Genomic DNA, 16,820 nt, shown 5'->3' with positions numbered 1-16,820 from the left:
AAGGTATCAAGTTGTGACTTGCCAAGTATAAATTAAAGGGTAAATTTGTGAAACTTTTAGGTAATAAAATCAAACGATAGGAGATGAGCATGACTTTCAATTGGTCGCATCAAATATCATTTTTAAAAAACAATAAATTAAGACATATGAAATTCAATACTAAAGCAATTCATGGTGGGCAACACCATGATCCTAGCACTGGAGCGGTAATGCCGCCTGTATACCAAACTTCTACCTTTGTACAAACTAGTCCGGGGCAGCCGTTAAATCCAGATTATGAGTACAGTAGAGCCGCAAATCCTACACGTTCAGCACTTGAAAATGCATTGGCAAGTATCGAAAACGGAACTCGTGGATTGGCTTTTTCATCAGGATTAGCAGCTACAGATTGCGTATTGCGTTCGTTTAAAGCAGGTGATGAAATCATTGCAATGGATGATTTGTACGGCGGTACGTACCGCATGTTCACACGTGTATACAAGGATTCTGGAATAAAATTCCATTTTGTAGATATGAATGACTTGGATAAATTCAAGTCGTTAATCAATGAAAACACAAAAATGGTTTGGGTTGAAACTCCTACCAATCCGTTGATGAAATTAGCCGATATTCAAGAAATTGCAAAAATCACTAAGGAACACAACATACTTTTTGCAGTTGATAACACTTTTGCAACGCCGTATTTGCAAAAACCATTAGACTTAGGAGCTGATATCGTAATGCACTCAGCAACCAAATATTTAGGTGGTCACTCAGATGTAATTGCGGGAGCTTTAATTGTAAAAGATGACGCTCTTGGAGCACAGTTGCATTTTCAACAATTTGCAACCGGCGCTACGCTAGGGCCAATGGATAGTTTTTTAGTGCTTCGAGGAATTAAAACTTTGCATTTGCGTGTACAAAGACATTGTGAAAATGGTGCAAAAGTGGTGGAGTTTTTGAGTAATCATCCTAAAATTAAAACCGTTTATTACCCAGGATTGCCAAGTCACCCGTTTCACGAAATTGCTAAAAAACAAATGAGCGGTTTTGGCGGAATGGTCTCTTTTACATTTGTATCTGGTAAAAAAGAGGATGCCATTGACTTTCTTGAAAAAGTGAAGGTGTTTACTTTGGCTGAATCTCTTGGTGGCGTTGAGTCTTTAGCGAATCATCCTGCTTTGATGACACACGCTTCTATCCCAGAAGACAAACGAAAAGAAATAGGAATCACCGATGATTTAGTGCGATTAAGCGTAGGTATTGAAGATGCTGATGATTTAATCGACGATTTAAAGCAAGCACTCGCATAATTCCAAAAAGAAACCCCAAAACTGCTGAGTGTTGGGGTTTCTTTTTTTAAATCAAAGTGTAATTAATCCAAGTAATAAATGTATCCGACGTTGAACCAAACCAACCAATCGTTTGCTTTGTTTTCTTTATAAATAGCTGGGTTAGGATTTAAGCCATCGACCCAATTCGAAAAGTAATATTGAAAGCGCAAATCAACCATTAAATCGCGCAATGGGCTCAGTTTATAACGTGTTCCCACACTGGTAACTACAGACCAAACCGTTCCACTTTCTGTAGAAAAACCATACGGCCTTCCTTCAGATGGAGTAAGGTACTTAGGAAAGGTAGTTAGAGGTGTTCCAAGTGCTCCTAATGATGACGATGCTTCGGCGTTGTAATAACTAAACTGTCCACCCAAACTCACAAAAGGACCAAAACTTCCATCTCTTGCAGAGAAATCACGAATACTCCAAGGGAAAAACTCCAATTGCATTCCTAAATTTGTCACAGCAGTACTTCCTTCCATGGCTCTTAATTGCTGTGCTCCGAGTGAGGTAATGCTTGGATCAACGTATTGACCAAAATGCTTCAAATTGGTTTTGTTGAACGATAATTCAGATCTTAATTTGAAGTGATCGTTAAAATAAGTTTCAGGAGTGTAGCAATTACAATCTGCTTTGTATGAAAAATTGAGATAGTGTATAAGTCCAATTCCAATTCCAGTATTACCTGCATTAGTTGAAAAATCATAACGCTCACCGTAGTCAGATTGAAAAGCAACTGGACCAGCAATAACTCCCACCTCGTGTGAAAATCCGCCAAATTGTGCGTTGGAATTTACGGAAAATCCAAGTAATATTCCTAGAAGTGGTAGCAGTTTTTTGATCATTAGGAAGTGATATTTTCAAATCATGACAAATATATAAAAACATAGCTCATTTATAAAAATAATTTAAAATTAAAAAAAAGCAGATAATTTAGTATTTAGTTACGAAAGTTGCAGTGATTTGGATTAAATGGAGAAGTCCTAAATGCAAATTTTTATAGAAGGTTAAAAAAAAGATAATTCGGAAGATAAAATAAAAAAACTAAGTTTGGATATTTTTATAAGATGTATCTTTGTAAATTATAACGAAATCGTTTTCTTAATTAATCACATTAAATCTATGTTACTAAAAATAAATGATTTTATGGCTCAAGTAGAGGCCAAAAATCCAAATGAACCTGAATTTATTCAAGCTGTTAGGGAGTTTGCAGAGACTGTAATTCCATTTATTGCAGAGCAAAAAAAATACGATGGTAAGAACCTACTTTTAAGAATTGCTGAACCAGAACGCTCTATTATTTTCCGCGTTCCATGGGTTGATGATGCTGGAGAAATTCAAGTAAACAGAGGATTCAGAATTCAAATGAACTCTGCAATTGGACCATACAAAGGAGGAATCCGTTTTCATCATTCAGTAAACTTATCAGTTTTGAAATTCTTGGCTTTCGAACAAGTTTTCAAAAACAGTTTAACAACATTACCAATGGGTGGTGGTAAAGGAGGTTCTGATTTTGATCCACAAGGTAAATCAGATGCTGAAGTAATGCGTTTTTGCCAATCGTTTATGACAGAATTGTGCAGACACATTGGGCCACAGTTGGACGTTCCAGCAGGTGATATTGGTGTAGGAGCCAGAGAAATTGGTTATTTATTTGGTCAATACAAAAGAATCCGCAACGAGTTTACAGGTGTTTTAACTGGTAAAGGATTGGCTTACGGAGGATCTTTGATCAGACCAGAAGCAACTGGATATGGTGTGGTGTATTTTGCTGAGCAAATGTTGAACACTATTGGGCAACACATCGCAGGTAAAACGGTTTCTATTTCAGGTTTCGGAAACGTAGCTTGGGGTGTAGCGCTAAAAGTGAACGATTTAGGCGGAAAAGTAGTTACTATTTCTGGTCCTGATGGATATATTTATGATGCAGAAGGTATTTCTGGAGACAAAATTGATTTCATGCTTGAAATGAGAGCAAGAGGTGATAACAGAGCCGAAGCTTACCTTGAAAAATATCCAAATGCAGAATTCCACAAAGGGAAAAGTGTTTGGGAAGTAAAAGTTGATGTGGCTATTCCTTGTGCAACTCAAAACGAATTGAATGAAGAAGATGCTAAAAAATTGATTGCTAATGGTGTAATTTGCGTTACCGAAGCAGCAAACATGCCATGTACTTTAGAGGCTATCAAAGAATTCTTGAACGCGAAAGTTCTTTTTGCACCAGGAAAAGCGGCAAATGCGGGTGGTGTAGCAGCATCTGGATTAGAGATGACTCAAAACTCTATTCGTTTGAACTGGACAAGTGAAGAAGTTGACAGTAGATTAAAAGAAATCATGGTTGGTATTCACAATCAATGTAAACAATACGGAACTGATGCAGACGGTTATGTTAACTACGTAAAAGGAGCTAACATTGCAGGATTTGTAAAAGTAGCCGATGCTATGCTTGCTCAAGGGGTAGTATAAATTGTTACAACCTAATATTAAAATGCCTTTTATCATTGCGATAAAAGGCATTTTTTTTTGGCAACAAAATTATAAGAGTTTCGTTTGTTTTATATTTGTAAGCCTTAGGCGCGTTACTTATGAAAAAACAAATTTTTACCATTCTTTTCGTCCTTGTAAGCTGGGCTACTTTTGCTCAAAATAACTTGTCGTGGCAGGGATATTTTTCGTACTCGCAAATCAATGCTATCACCGAAACAAATTCGGCTGTAATTGCGGCTTCTGAGAATGCTTTATTTGCCAGAAACGCAGTTAGTAACGAAATAAAAACAACTACCACAATTGACGGTCTTTCGGGTCAAACGATTTCGGCTTTGTTGTACAGTAAAACAGCAAACAAAACCTTAATTGGCTATGAAAACGGTTTGTTAATTGTAGTGAACGATGCCGATGGAAGTAAGTTGAATCTTGTAGACATCATTAACAAACAGCTGGCTCCTAATCTCAAAAAAATAAATCACTTTTTTGAACACCAAGGAATTGTTTATGTAGCCTGTAATTTTGGGATTGTTCAATTTAATTTAACAACGCTTCAGTTTGGAGATACTTATTTTATTGGAGATAATGGTGCCGAGATTGCCATTAATCAAACCACAGTTCATAACGGATTTATTTATGCTGCTACCGCTGTAGGAGTTCGCAGCGCAGCCATTAACAATCCTAATTTAAACGACTTTCAACAATGGCAAACTAGAGCAGCAAGTTTGTGGGTAGGAGTTGCCGCGTTTGGTGCTGATTTGTATGCCGTTTCGTCTTCAGGAAATATTCAGAGATACAACGCCGCAACAAGTTCATTTACATCTTTTGCTCAACTTCCCGCTGCGGCTGTCAATATGCGCGCTCTTGCGGAGTATTTGGTGTTTACAACTGCTAATTCAGTAAGTATTTACAACAGTCAAATGGTGATGATTCGTCAAATTAATAGCAATCAAATTCCAGATATTCAGAGTTCTTTTACATGTGCAACGATACTCAACAATCAAGTTTATATCGGGACCACAGCGAATGGTTTGTACCGTACTTTGATAACGGCAGGCGGAAATTTTGAAAACACAACTCCAATTGGTCCGTCTCGAAATAATATTTTCTCAATGCAAGTTACGCCATCTTCGGTGTGGACTGTTTATGGCGATTATGCCGCTGATTACAACCCGTATCCATTAGATAGTTTTGGGATTAGTAAATACAATTCAGAGGGATGGAACAACATTCCTTACGACCGAGTTTTAGGAGCGCAATCCATGACAAAAATTATCGTTAATCCAGCCAATGAAGACGAGGTTTATGCTAGTTCGTTTTTCTCAGGATTATTAAAAATAGTAAAAGAAGTCCCTACCGTTTTGTTCAATCAAACCAATAGCGGCTTGGAGTCGCTTACTTTTGGCGGACCCAATTATATTGATATCCGAATCAACGGAACCGCATTTGATAAAACTGGAAATTTATGGGTAACCAACAGCCGAATCAATAACGGAATCAAAGTACTACGCCCCAACGGGCAATGGCAAAGCTTTGATATGAGAAGTATTTTATCGGCTCCTCAAGAAAATAATTTTGCAAACATTGCCATTGATCGCAACAGTGTAAAATGGTTGCCTACCAGTGGTGATGGTGTGATTGGCTTTAGCGAAAACCCATTAAAATTTAAAAAAATTACTAGCGGAGCAGATACAGGTAATTTACCGGTTGCTAATGTTCGAACGGCAGTTATTGACAATCGCAATCAATTGTGGATTGGTACTGCCAAGGGTTTGCGAGTTGTTTCTAACCTTGGTGCCTTTCAGGATGAGGAACAAATTAAAGCTAATCCGATTATAATTGAAGAAGATAATTTGGCCCAAGAGTTATTGTTTGAGCAATTCATCACAGCCATAGCTGTTGATGGCGCCAATAACAAATGGATTGGCACTGCCGATTCGGGTTTGTTTTTAGTATCTCCCAACGGTCAAGAAACCAAATATCATTTTACTATTAACAATTCGCCGCTGCCAAGCAATACCATCAATGATATTGGTATCAACGCTACCACAGGCGAAGTATTTATAGCCACAAGCAAAGGCATGATTTCGTTCAAAGGCACTGCTACCGGTGCGGCTGATGATTTGAGTAATGCTTACGTGTACCCAAATCCAGTGCGACCTGAGTTTACCGGTACTGTAAAAGTAGCTGGACTTATTGATCGCGCTTCGGTAAAAATCACTGATGTGGCTGGGAATTTGGTGCACGAAACCATTGCACAAGGCGGTACTATCGAGTGGGATACCACTGCGTTTGGGAAATACAAAGTAGCCTCTGGCGTATATTTAATATTTATTGCAGCGCCAGACGGAGCCGAAACCAAAGTGAAAAAAGTAATGATTATTAGATAATTCGTCGCGAAAATTAAATCTTTTAATCTTTCAATCCTTCAATTTTTCAATCTTTTAATCCTTAATCTAAAACCGTGCAAGTCAAAACCAGAGCTATCGTGCTTTCCTCTTTAAAATTTCAAGAAAAAAGCTTGATCGTAAAATGTTTTACACTTTCGCATGGACTCAAATCCTACTTTGTGCGCGATGCTTTTTCGAGTCGAAAAGCCAATCAAAAAATTGCATATTTTCAACCCTTAACGATACTCGAAATAGAAGCCGTTCACAAAAACAAAGGCACCTTAGAAAATTTCAAAGAGATAAAAATTGGCACGGCTTTTCACTCCATACATTCGGATATTTACAAGAGCACAATGGCCATGTTTATTTCCGAGATGCTGCACCATTCCATTCACGAAGAGGAAGAAAACGAAGCTCTTTTTACGTTCCTAGAAACTGCCTTGCACTGGCTAGACAATCATGACGAGATTGCGAATTTCCATTTAATTTTATTATTAGAAACTACCAAATACTTTGGTTTTTACCCAGATACTTCAGATGTTGATATGGCTTTTTTCGAAATGAACGAAGGCATCTTCACACCCTTTCACGCCATCAGTTCACTCACGGAGCACGAAACCAATTTGTTCAAAAAACTACTCGATTTAAAATTCGACAACAGTCAAAAAGTCTTTCATGTCATCGAACGCCAAATATTACTCCGCATCTTGATTGACTATTACAGCATCCACCTCCACGGATTCAGAAAACCAAAATCACTAGATGTTTTAAAAGAAGTTTTCTCCTAAAATATTGGGCGTGCCCCTGCGTAAAAACTCCGGGTCAGGCTGTGCGCTGTATCTTTTATTCCGTAAACTCCATAAAAGGATGCCGCTTCCATCCTTCACGCGAAACCTCACGATAATTGACACATAAGCGCAAATTTTGTAAGATTTATTTATATATTAGCTGAAAGAAATGCTGCTGATTGTAAGATAGGGCAACTTGTTTTAGATGTACATTTGAAATGGAGTTGTGTTTATATGTGAGTTATGGGAAAGCGTCGAACTTTAATGAGAATTTATAGATTGAAATAAATTATGAAACAGAAATCAAATTTTTTTAAGTTATTGTTTTTTGGATCCATTGCTATATTTATTATATATGGTCAATTTGTAAGTTTAAAATTTGAAAAAGATTTAAAGGAACATGGTTTAGTGACAATCGGCAAAATTGATAGCATACAAGAATTTCCAAAAAGAAATTATATTCACGTTTCATACTATATAAACGGTAAAAAATACAATTCTAGCGAAAGTGGTAGTGGTCATACAAATATTTCGAAAGAGAATATTGGAGAGTTTTTTAAATTGAAATATTTAAAAGACTCTCCTGAAATAGTTAGAGGAATTTATTCTCAAAGAATTATCGACACAGTGACAATATTAAAAGCAGGTTTCTCTATAACAGAAGTTAAACCATAATTTATTGGCTTTTATAGTCATAAAGCCTTTTCATAACATCTAGTGCAACAGAGTTGAGCAATTGGCTTATTGGGAAGATTGTTTTGTATTAGATAGATTTAACAAATCCGTAAACAGGGATTAGTTTTATCCGAAACAACATATGGTGTCGCAGCTTTACAGAAAATAGAAAAAATCTAAGAGAAAAATATGATCCTACAGATAACATTATGGAATCAATTTAAATTATTGTCTTTGTTACTAATGATAACTTCATCTTATATTGGCTTGTTAGCATACGCCGAAATACCATTCGAAAAAAGAGCGATTTTAATATTCTCATTACCATATTTAATTTTATTTTTAATTCCCGTAGGTATCATTCATTTGAACCATTATGTCAACAGCAAAGGAATTATTTATAAAATTGATGAAACCGGAATTACAAAGATTGTTAAAAATGAAGAGGAGTTTATATCAAGAGCTAACATAAAAGAAATAACATTTTTTATGACGCCTAACAGATTCTTAAATAGTTCTACTGGAAACTTTCCTTTTGAAGATTATTACTATGCCGAAATCAAAACAACAGACAAGAAAGTTCTGTTTATAAGTTGTTTTTACTCTACAAAAATTGATAAAATATTAGAAGTGTATTTTAAAGAGTTAAATATAAAAAAGCTAAAGACAATTTATCCATTAATAAACGCTTAAAGGTATCGGCCCGCCACCGCGGATTTGAATCCCATTTTCGCGAATTTACAATCTGTGCCCCAAGTAGTAGCTACTTTGTCCAATCGAGTGCAGTTAGGATTTACCTTGTTTTTGCTAAAAATTAATTAATAAGTTTAAAAAATGGGCTTACTATAGAATCCAAATTCAAGAGCCGCTAAAGAACATTTTTTCACTGAAAAAATCAAATGAATGAGAATTATGCGAAATAATATTTTTTTAAAACTATTTGTATTTTTGATCTGCTTCTCTTGCAAAAGTCAAACAAATAGTGATACTCAAAAAATAATCAATGTTCTTTTAGACGATTATGAATCAGTTTATTTAATTAAAGAAACCTACTTCAATAACAGTTCCTTTCATCCTATTAATGTTTTAAATCCTTATTATAGAGCATATGCCTATGGCATAATGAAAAAAAGTCCAGCAGAAAAAGAAAACAATATTGCTTACAATGTATTTTTAAAAGAGATAGATGGACTCATTTCAAAAATTGAACTTGATGAAATGAATCAAAAGTACAAATCTTGGACTATTAACGAATGGGAAGAATCTGATCTAAAAAATAGTAAAGTAAAACTTATTTTATTACAAGAAAGTAAAAAGATTGAGGACTCTATACCAAAAGTAATTTTTTCAGAACCTCTTTTTACAAAAGACCAAAAAAAAGCAATTATTCATGCAACCTACCTTAAGAATAAGACTGGATCAAGTGGTATTCTAATTATGGTTAAAGAGAATGGAAAATGGATTAAAAAAGGAGGAATTGATGATGGAACAATAGGGTGATGTAACTCGCTAGCGCGATTTTTCAATTCGTAACCACAAGTATTAGCTACTTTGTCCAACCGAACGCAGTCGAGATTTGCTTTCTTAATTTGTAATGATTGATGGGTTAATCCCAAATTATCAATTGAGTGAAATTTCTAAAAATTCAATTATTTTTAATTTAAACCAAAATGATACTGTTTATTTTAGAAAAGGAACTTGGAAGTATGAAGAAATCGAAGAAATGTCAAATTCAATAAAAACTATTGAAATTTAAAACAGATTATAAAACTCAAAGCACCATAAATACTTTACTAAATAAAAAAAAGGAAGGCTTTTGGTGGAAAACCAAAATTATCATTGAAATAAATTAAACTGTGGAAAACCTCAAATTATTCCTTGAAAGGAGAAAAAAGGCATTTATATTTTCGATAATTTATGTTGGAATAGGAACATTATCTGTTTGTTCGATTTCAGGTAGTGATTTATTTTATGGAGAATGGTCTTTGTATGCTTTAATCTTAACTTTTCCTGTAACGATTATTAGTTTCGCTTATCGTTATGCTGCATCGGATTACTTAATTCCTGTTTTAATAATTCAATCTATAATGTTCTTGATTACTTTTTCAATATCATCTGCTATTTTTAATGAGAAACCCAATTAGTCCAGATTAGCAATCCTTGCCATTACCAATAGTTTTTTTAATAATAAGAATAATTTGAAAGAATTTTTAAAATACTTCAACATAAACGAAGATAGAGTTTATCTAAAATTGGCGTTGCTATTTTTTGTGATTTGGCTTTTATTCAAAGGAGTTATAAGAAACTTAATAGATACAGAAAGTATTGCTATCAATACATTTTTAGGTTTTGCACCAAATTTATTTGCAGGAGTAACTTTGGTCTTCTGGCAGATTTATGTGACTAGCTCAAAACCATTGTTAACGTGGGTTTGTGTGAATGTTGTTCTTTTTTGTGCTGAATTTATTCAATTGTTCATCCCAACTCAAACAGCAGCTGTACTTGATTTATGTGCTAGTATTTTTGGTAGCACCGTCGCAGTTATTGTTGTCATATTACGCGAAAAAAGAAAGTCAAGTAAAGATCAAGACATCAGTTTGCGCTGATTTTAAATTTGTGTATTCAAAAATTAGCAACTTTGTCAAATCGTGCGCAGTCGAGATTCAGTTTTGTCCCAGCATGTAACTTTCGACCTACGCCTTTCAACTTTCAACTTTAATTTACTACTTTCGCATTTCGATTAAAGAAAAGGATAAAATGAGCACAAAATTTACTGAATACAAAGGACTTGACTTACCAACAGTAGCATCAGAAGTACTTGATTTTTGGAAAAAAGAAAATATATTTGAAAAGAGCGTTTCTACACGCGAAGGCAATCAACCATTCGTGTTTTTTGAAGGACCGCCATCTGCAAACGGATTACCAGGAATTCATCACGTAATGGCACGCGCCATTAAAGATATTTTTTGCCGTTATAAAACTCAAAAAGGATTTCAAGTAAAACGTAAAGCCGGCTGGGATACGCACGGTTTACCGGTTGAACTTGGAACTGAAAAAGAACTCGGAATTACCAAAGAAGATATCGGAAAAACCATTTCGATCGAAGAATACAACGAAGCGTGTAAAAGAACAGTGATGCGCTACACGGATGTGTGGAACGATTTGACCGAAAAAATGGGCTACTGGGTTGATATGGAAGATCCTTATGTAACCTACAAATCCAAGTATATGGAAACTGTTTGGTGGATTTTAAAACAAATCTACAACAAGGATTTAATGTATAAAGGCTACACCATTCAGCCGTATTCTCCAAAAGCAGGAACAGGTTTGTCATCGCATGAGGTAAACCAACCCGGAAGTTACCGTGATGTTACGGATACTACTGTGGTAGCACAATTCAAAGTAAAAGAAGACAACTTACCTCAATTGCAACGTATTTTTGAGATAGGTCATATTTTTGAGGATACTTTCTTTTTGGCTTGGACCACCACACCGTGGACTTTGCCAAGTAACACTGCACTTACCGTAGGACCAAAAATTGATTATGTTTTGGTGAGTACCTACAATCAATATACTTTTAAACCTGTCAATGTAATTTTAGCAAAGGCATTGGTGGCAAAACAATTTGCTGGAAAATTTACTGAGGTAACTGAAGTAAGCGAATTATTGAATTACAAAGAAGAAGATAAAAAAATACCATTTTATGTGACTGCAGCTTGTAAAGGAGCTGATTTAGTTAACATTGAATACGAACAATTAATGGAGTTGGTATTGCCGTACCAAAACCCTGAAAATGCGTTTAGAGTAATTACAGGTGATTTTGTTACTACCGAAGATGGTACAGGAATTGTACATACCTCTCCAACTTTTGGTGCAGATGATGCTAAGGTGGCCAAAGAGGCTTCACCTGAAATTCCGCCAATGTTGGTGCTAGACGAAAACGGAATTCCGGTTCCATTAGTAGATTTGCAAGGACGTTTTGTTCAAGGTCTTGGAGCACTTTCGGGCAAATATGTAAAAAACGAATACTACAACGAAGGCGAGGCACCGGAGCGTTCAGTAGATGTTGAAATTGCGATTCAATTAAAAGAAGAAAACAAAGCCTTTAAAGTTGAGAAATACGTACACAGTTACCCACATTGTTGGAGAACTGACAAGCCTATTTTGTATTATCCTTTAGATTCTTGGTTCATCAAAATATCAGAGGTTAAAGACAGAATGTTCGACCTGAACGAAACCATCAACTGGAAGCCAAAAGCAACTGGTGAAGGCCGTTTTGGAAACTGGTTGAAAAATGCTAACGACTGGAATTTATCTCGTTCTAGATATTGGGGAATTCCATTGCCAATTTGGAGAACAGATGACAAGCAAGAGGAAATTTTAATTGGTTCGGTTGAAGAACTGTACAACGAAATAGAAAAATCAATCGCTGCTGGTTTTCAAAAAGAAAATCCTTTTAAAGGTTTTGAAATCGGAAACATGAGCGAAGAAAATTATGATTTGATTGATTTACATAAAAATGTAGTCGATGAAATTACTTTGGTGTCTGCATCGGGCAAGCCAATGACACGCGAAACCGACTTAATTGATGTTTGGTTCGACTCAGGTTCAATGCCGTATGCACAATGGCATTATCCTTTTGAAAACAAAGAAAAAATAGATCAAAACCAAGATTTTCCAGCTGATTTTATTGCTGAAGGTGTCGATCAAACCCGTGGATGGTTTTATACCTTACACGCTATTGGTACTTTGGTTTTTGATAAAGTAGCCTATAAAAATGTAGTGTCAAACGGATTGGTTTTAGACAAAAACGGACAAAAAATGTCCAAGCGTTTGGGTAATGCTGCAGATCCTTTTGATACTTTAAAAGAGTACGGACCGGATGCTACACGTTGGTACATGATCTCAAATGCTAACCCTTGGGATAACTTGAAATTTGACCTTGAGGGAATTGCTGAGGTACGTAGAAAATTCTTCGGAACTTTATACAACACGTATTCTTTCTTTAGTTTGTATGCCAATATCGATGGATTTACTTTTGAAGAAGCCGAGATTCCGGTACAAGAAAGACCTGAAATTGACCAATGGATCATTTCTGAACTGAATACTTTGATAAAAGAAGTAGATGGTTTTTATGCTGATTATGAGCCTACAAAAGCAGCGCGAGCTATATCAGAATTTGTTCAAGAAAACCTGAGTAACTGGTACGTTCGTTTGTGCAGAAGACGTTTTTGGAAAGGCGAGTATGCGCAAGATAAAATTGCTGCATACCAAACCTTATACAGCTGTTTGTTGGCCGTAAGTAAGTTAAGTGCGCCAATTGCACCGTTCTTTATGGACAAACTTTACAGAGATTTAACACAAGCAACACAGACAGAAAAGTTTGACAGTGTACATTTGGCGGAGTTCCCGGTAGCGGTTGACAACTATGTTAATAAATCGTTGGAGAGCAAAATGCAGAAAGCACAAACCATTTCATCATTGGTATTATCACTCCGTAAAAAGGAAATGATTAAAGTGCGTCAACCATTGCAAAAGGTAATGATTCCGGTACTTGACGAGGCACAAAGAGCCGAAATCGAAGCTGTTTCTGACCTGATAAAAGCAGAGGTAAACGTAAAAGAAATCGTGCTTTTGGATGATGCTTCTGGAGTTTTGGTAAAGCAAATTAAACCGAATTTCAAGGCGCTCGGACCGCGTTTTGGTAAAGATATGGGGTTGATTTCCAAAGAGATACAAGGGTTTTCTAAAGAGCAAATTGCACAATTGGATAGAGAAGGAAGTCTTGATATTGTAATTGCAGGAAATACCGTAACTTTAACCTTAGAAGATGTGGAGATTACTTCCCAAGATATCGAAGGCTGGTTGGTTGCAAATGCGAACGGAATTACAGTGGCGCTTGACATCACGATTTCGCCAGAGTTGAAGCAAGAAGGAATTGCGAGAGAATTGGTAAACAGAATTCAAAACATTCGTAAAGATTCTGGATTTGAAGTTACCGATAAAATTAAAGTGTATTTGCAAACAGAAACAACCTTGCAAGAGGCCGTACAAAATAATGAAGCATACATAAAATCAGAGACATTGACTGAAGTGCTTCTTTTTGAAGATAATTTGGAAAATGGAACTGCTATTGAATTTGACGAAATAACAACCAAAATAGTAATTACTAAATAACAAAAAAACCATGGTAGATGAAGCAACACGATACTCTGACGCTGATTTAGCAGAGTTCAAAGATTTGATTCTAAAAAAAATTGAGAAAGCGCAATACGATTTGGATTTGATTAAAAGTGCCTATATGAACGATTTGAATAACGGTACTGATGATACTTCACCTACTTTCAAAGCTTTTGAAGAAGGCAGCGAAACCATGTCAAAAGAAGCGAACTCACAATTGGCTATTCGCCAAGAGAAATTTATTCGTGACCTGAAAAATGCACTTTTCCGTGTTGAGAATAAAACGTACGGTGTATGTAAAGTAACTGGAAAATTGATCAGCAAAGAACGATTGATGATTGTTCCTCATGCTACAATGAGTATCGAAGCAAAAAATTTACAGCGCTAGTTCGAAACGAAATACAAACTATTAATTCCAAATTCCAACACTAATTGTATCAATTATTGGAATTTGGAATTTAATTTTTAGATTTTGCCTATTTTTGGCAGCATAAAACTTTTAAAATGTCATTACAAAGAGCCTATTTACTTATTTTTATCTTGTTGCTAGTTGATCAAGCTTCAAAAATTTATATCAAAACTAATTTTCTATTAGGTCAAGAAGTTGAAGTGTTTTCATGGTTCAAAATACTTTTCATCGAAAACGAAGGCATGGCTTGGGGCGTTAGAATTCCAGGAGCGTACGGAAAATTATTCTTAACACTTTTTAGAATTGGAGCTGTGGCTGGTATTGGATATTGGTTATGGGATTCGATTAAGAAAAAAAGTTCCAACTATTTAATCGTTGCTATTGCTTTAATTTTAGTGGGAGCATTTGGAAATATTTTAGATTCTGTGTTTTACGGCGTGGTCTTTAACGACAGTCAACAACAATTGGCTACGGCATTTTCTGATCAACCTTACGGAACTTGGTTTCACGGTAAAGTAGTTGATATGTTCTATTTTCCGATTTGGCATGGTAATTTACCTAGTTGGTTACCAATTTGGGGAGGTAAAGAATTTACGTTTTTCAATGCTATTTTTAACGTAGCTGACATGGCCATTTCAACAGGAGTTGGAATCTTGATTTTCTTCAATAAAAAAGCATTTCAAAACAGCTAGAATTAAAGCTGTTCAAATCATAAAAAAAGACCTGTTCATAATTTGAACAGGTCTTTTTTTATTTATTTCGTCCGGGTGCATAACGTTTAGCGCTTTTTCCTCCATATATTTTTTTAGCTTTTCCTGGCGGAAGAGTTTTAGCTTTATATGTTGATCTGCTCGTTCCGGTTTGAATACTACAGTTTGAAAATGAAACTGCAAATAGAATAACCATGAGACTTACAGCAAATCTTGAATTTTTAAATGTTTTCATAAATGATTTAGATTTTATCTTTCGCTAAGGTAGACATTAAAAACTAAAACAAATGTACTTGATTGGGAGTCACGCAATAGTTGAGTTTTACATCGCCTTCAAAAACATCCTCAATAATTTCTTCAGGTTCAAAAAATGACAATCCAATTTTTATTACATCAGGTTTACATTCCGCTAGGAATTTATCATAAAAGCCTTTTCCGTATCCCACGCGATTTCCTTTTTTGTCGTAAGCCAAAAGGGGAACAAAAACAACATCAATTTTATGGGAAGGAACTTCAATTCCGTCAACAGGCTCCGGAATATTGTATTCGTTTTTCTTTATTTTGGTATTGTCAGTCAGCAGAAAATGCGTCATTGTACGAGTTTCAAAATCAGCTTTAGAAACAATGATTTCCTTGTCATTGCCCGCTAATGCGTGTAAAATAAATTCGGTATTTACTTCGTTTTGCTCTGCAATAGGCAAAAAAACATGAAAGTAAGTGCGTTCCCAAATGGGTAGTTGCAATACTTTGTTGGCAATAGCAAGACTCATTTCCTCCAGCTGTTCCTCTGAAAGTGGTTTTCTAAGCGCTTTATATTTTTGTCGTAAGGTAGTTTTGTTCATTGTTTTATTTTATTCGTCTTCTTCGTCAGCAACCACATTGGATAAGTGGTAAATAGCATCACCTTCGTACACAATAGGTGCGTGATTGGCATTGATGATGTAGCCGTCGTTTGGCGCTTTTACTTTTCGTTCAAATTTACCATAAGGGTCAGTGATGGTTGCCAAAACAGTTCCCTTTTTCACAAAAGTACCTACGGTGTCAAAATCTTGCAAGAGACCAGAACATTTAGCTCTAATCCATCCTGATTTGTCAATATAAATGGTAGGCGATTTTTGTGGAATTACGCGGTGTTTTGGACTTAACATATCCAAATAGGCAAGTAATCGAATAGCGCCATTCACACCCTCTGTAGCTATGCTTTTGTTAATGTCTAAAGATTTTCCACCTTCAAAAAGCAGCATTTTTACATTCATTTTTTCGCTTGAACTTCTAAACGATCCTGTTATATTTCGGGAATATAAAGTAAAGGGTGCATCAAACACATCCGCAAGAATTTTTAGATCTGGATTGTTGGGAGCAATACGTATTTGCGGAGCGTTAAACCTACTAGCGCCACCGGCATGAAAATCTACGGCATAATGAACCAAAGGCAAAATTTCAGTCAGAATATGAAACGCAAAGCGACTGGCCAATGATCCTGATTTACTTCCAGGAAAAACCCGATTTAGGTCGCGACCATCCGGAAATTCACGTGATTTATTCACAAAACCATACACATTGATTACGGGAATGCAAATAATGGTTCCTATTTTGGGTTTGTTTATTTTTTTGTGAATCAGTTGTCGCACAATTTCAACCCCGTTAATTTCGTCACCGTGAATTCCTGCAGAAAATAGTACTACTGGCCCAGGTATTTTAGAGCGGCGAACAATAATAGGTATATTGAGTTTGGTCGTGGTATGTAGGCGCGCAATCTCAACGTTGATCGTTTTATTTTCTCCGGGAGCAATACTTTCGCCAAAAAGGGTAATAGAGCGTGTATTCATTGTTTATACAAATTCTTGAAAAGATAAAAATAAGGATAA

General features: G+C 35.7%; 16 protein-coding genes. 12 read left to right on the top strand and 4 right to left on the bottom strand.

Annotation, left to right across the window (positions count from 1 at the left end; genetic code table 11):
- Nucleotides 1-89: 89 nt before the first annotated feature.
- Nucleotides 90-1,292: a cystathionine gamma-synthase gene (locus tag ACXX8U_RS12345; RefSeq protein ID WP_458566408.1), complete on the top strand. Its 1,203-nt coding sequence runs from the start codon at nucleotides 90-92 to the stop codon at nucleotides 1,290-1,292.
- A 62-nt stretch (nucleotides 1,293-1,354) separates the two neighbouring features.
- Here ACXX8U_RS12345 and ACXX8U_RS12340 read toward each other — a convergent pair whose 3' ends face one another.
- A complete protein-coding gene (locus ACXX8U_RS12340; RefSeq protein ID WP_210788145.1) occupies nucleotides 1,355-2,161 on the bottom strand; it encodes a THC0290_0291 family protein in 807 nt (268 codons plus the stop codon).
- Between the two features lie 277 nt (nucleotides 2,162-2,438).
- On the opposite strand from ACXX8U_RS12340, the gene gdhA reads away from it, so the two are divergent.
- The 11 genes from gdhA (at nucleotide 2,439) to ACXX8U_RS12285 (ending at nucleotide 14,934) form a co-directional block, all read left to right on the top strand.
- Nucleotides 2,439-3,782 carry an NADP-specific glutamate dehydrogenase gene (gene gdhA, locus ACXX8U_RS12335; protein WP_458566097.1) on the top strand — a complete coding sequence of 448 codons (1,344 nt, stop codon included), beginning with the start codon at nucleotides 2,439-2,441 and terminating at the stop codon, nucleotides 3,780-3,782.
- A 119-nt stretch (nucleotides 3,783-3,901) separates the two neighbouring features.
- Nucleotides 3,902-6,190, top strand: coding sequence for a type IX secretion system anionic LPS delivery protein PorZ (porZ, locus tag ACXX8U_RS12330; protein WP_458566096.1), 2,289 nt, complete (start codon nucleotides 3,902-3,904; stop codon nucleotides 6,188-6,190).
- Nucleotides 6,191-6,264: 74 nt separating this feature from the next.
- The gene (recO, locus tag ACXX8U_RS12325; protein ID WP_458566095.1) at nucleotides 6,265-6,978 is read left to right on the top strand and encodes a DNA repair protein RecO; all 714 of its coding nucleotides are present in this window, start codon (nucleotides 6,265-6,267) and stop codon (nucleotides 6,976-6,978) included.
- A 291-nt stretch (nucleotides 6,979-7,269) separates the two neighbouring features.
- The gene (locus ACXX8U_RS12320) at nucleotides 7,270-7,653 is read left to right on the top strand and encodes a hypothetical protein (RefSeq protein WP_458566094.1); all 384 of its coding nucleotides are present in this window, start codon (nucleotides 7,270-7,272) and stop codon (nucleotides 7,651-7,653) included.
- A gap of 234 nt (nucleotides 7,654-7,887) precedes the next feature.
- Nucleotides 7,888-8,346, top strand: a complete 459-nt coding sequence (locus ACXX8U_RS12315) for a hypothetical protein (protein WP_458566093.1) — start codon at nucleotides 7,888-7,890, stop codon at nucleotides 8,344-8,346.
- A 219-nt stretch (nucleotides 8,347-8,565) separates the two neighbouring features.
- On the top strand, nucleotides 8,566-9,153 hold the full coding sequence (locus tag ACXX8U_RS12310; RefSeq protein ID WP_458566092.1) for a hypothetical protein: 588 nt from the start codon (nucleotides 8,566-8,568) through the stop codon (nucleotides 9,151-9,153).
- Nucleotides 9,154-9,247: 94 nt separating this feature from the next.
- Entirely contained in the window at nucleotides 9,248-9,409 is a 162-nt protein-coding gene (locus ACXX8U_RS12305; protein ID WP_458566091.1) for a hypothetical protein, read from the top strand.
- Nucleotides 9,410-9,851: 442 nt separating this feature from the next.
- The gene (locus ACXX8U_RS12300) at nucleotides 9,852-10,259 is read left to right on the top strand and encodes a hypothetical protein (RefSeq protein ID WP_458566090.1); all 408 of its coding nucleotides are present in this window, start codon (nucleotides 9,852-9,854) and stop codon (nucleotides 10,257-10,259) included.
- Between the two features lie 151 nt (nucleotides 10,260-10,410).
- Complete coding sequence (ileS, locus tag ACXX8U_RS12295; protein WP_458566089.1) at nucleotides 10,411-13,830, top strand: isoleucine--tRNA ligase; 3,420 nt, start codon at nucleotides 10,411-10,413, stop codon at nucleotides 13,828-13,830.
- A 10-nt stretch (nucleotides 13,831-13,840) separates the two neighbouring features.
- Entirely contained in the window at nucleotides 13,841-14,221 is a 381-nt protein-coding gene (locus tag ACXX8U_RS12290) for a TraR/DksA family transcriptional regulator (protein WP_166132771.1), read from the top strand.
- Between the two features lie 116 nt (nucleotides 14,222-14,337).
- Nucleotides 14,338-14,934, top strand: coding sequence for a lipoprotein signal peptidase (locus ACXX8U_RS12285; protein ID WP_166132772.1), 597 nt, complete (start codon nucleotides 14,338-14,340; stop codon nucleotides 14,932-14,934).
- Between the two features lie 58 nt (nucleotides 14,935-14,992).
- Here the strand turns inward: ACXX8U_RS12285 and ACXX8U_RS12280 are convergent, their stop codons facing one another.
- The 3 genes from ACXX8U_RS12280 to ACXX8U_RS12270 are packed head-to-tail and all read right to left on the bottom strand — an operon-like array spanning nucleotide 14,993 to nucleotide 16,781.
- A complete protein-coding gene (locus ACXX8U_RS12280) occupies nucleotides 14,993-15,187 on the bottom strand; it encodes a hypothetical protein (protein WP_458566088.1) in 195 nt (64 codons plus the stop codon).
- A gap of 43 nt (nucleotides 15,188-15,230) precedes the next feature.
- Nucleotides 15,231-15,794, bottom strand: a complete 564-nt coding sequence (locus ACXX8U_RS12275) for a 5-formyltetrahydrofolate cyclo-ligase (protein ID WP_458566087.1) — start codon at nucleotides 15,792-15,794, stop codon at nucleotides 15,231-15,233.
- A gap of 9 nt (nucleotides 15,795-15,803) precedes the next feature.
- Nucleotides 15,804-16,781 carry a succinylglutamate desuccinylase/aspartoacylase family protein gene (locus ACXX8U_RS12270; RefSeq protein ID WP_458566086.1) on the bottom strand — a complete coding sequence of 326 codons (978 nt, stop codon included), beginning with the start codon at nucleotides 16,779-16,781 and terminating at the stop codon, nucleotides 15,804-15,806.
- Nucleotides 16,782-16,820 lie beyond the last annotated feature (39 nt).

This window comes from Flavobacterium sp. GNP001, from assembly GCF_054343775.1.
This window is presented reverse-complemented; position numbering and strand designations above follow the sequence as displayed.

Bases quoted from the DNA above. Each gene is read 5' to 3' on its own strand.
- ACXX8U_RS12345 (WP_458566408.1), top strand. From the start codon at position 90: ATGACTTTCAATTGGTCGCATCAAATATCATTTTTAAAAAACAATAAA.
- ACXX8U_RS12340 (WP_210788145.1), bottom strand. From the start codon at position 2,161: ATGATCAAAAAACTGCTACCACTTCTAGGAATATTACTTGGATTTTCC.
- gdhA (WP_458566097.1), top strand. From the start codon at position 2,439: ATGTTACTAAAAATAAATGATTTTATGGCTCAAGTAGAGGCCAAAAAT.
- porZ (WP_458566096.1), top strand. From the start codon at position 3,902: ATGAAAAAACAAATTTTTACCATTCTTTTCGTCCTTGTAAGCTGGGCT.
- ACXX8U_RS12320 (WP_458566094.1), top strand. From the start codon at position 7,270: ATGAAACAGAAATCAAATTTTTTTAAGTTATTGTTTTTTGGATCCATT.
- ACXX8U_RS12310 (WP_458566092.1), top strand. From the start codon at position 8,566: ATGCGAAATAATATTTTTTTAAAACTATTTGTATTTTTGATCTGCTTC.
- ACXX8U_RS12305 (WP_458566091.1), top strand. From the start codon at position 9,248: ATGATTGATGGGTTAATCCCAAATTATCAATTGAGTGAAATTTCTAAA.
- ileS (WP_458566089.1), top strand. From the start codon at position 10,411: ATGAGCACAAAATTTACTGAATACAAAGGACTTGACTTACCAACAGTA.
- ACXX8U_RS12290 (WP_166132771.1), top strand. From the start codon at position 13,841: ATGGTAGATGAAGCAACACGATACTCTGACGCTGATTTAGCAGAGTTC.
- ACXX8U_RS12285 (WP_166132772.1), top strand. From the start codon at position 14,338: ATGTCATTACAAAGAGCCTATTTACTTATTTTTATCTTGTTGCTAGTT.
- ACXX8U_RS12280 (WP_458566088.1), bottom strand. From the start codon at position 15,187: ATGAAAACATTTAAAAATTCAAGATTTGCTGTAAGTCTCATGGTTATT.
- ACXX8U_RS12275 (WP_458566087.1), bottom strand. From the start codon at position 15,794: ATGAACAAAACTACCTTACGACAAAAATATAAAGCGCTTAGAAAACCA.
- ACXX8U_RS12270 (WP_458566086.1), bottom strand. From the start codon at position 16,781: ATGAATACACGCTCTATTACCCTTTTTGGCGAAAGTATTGCTCCCGGA.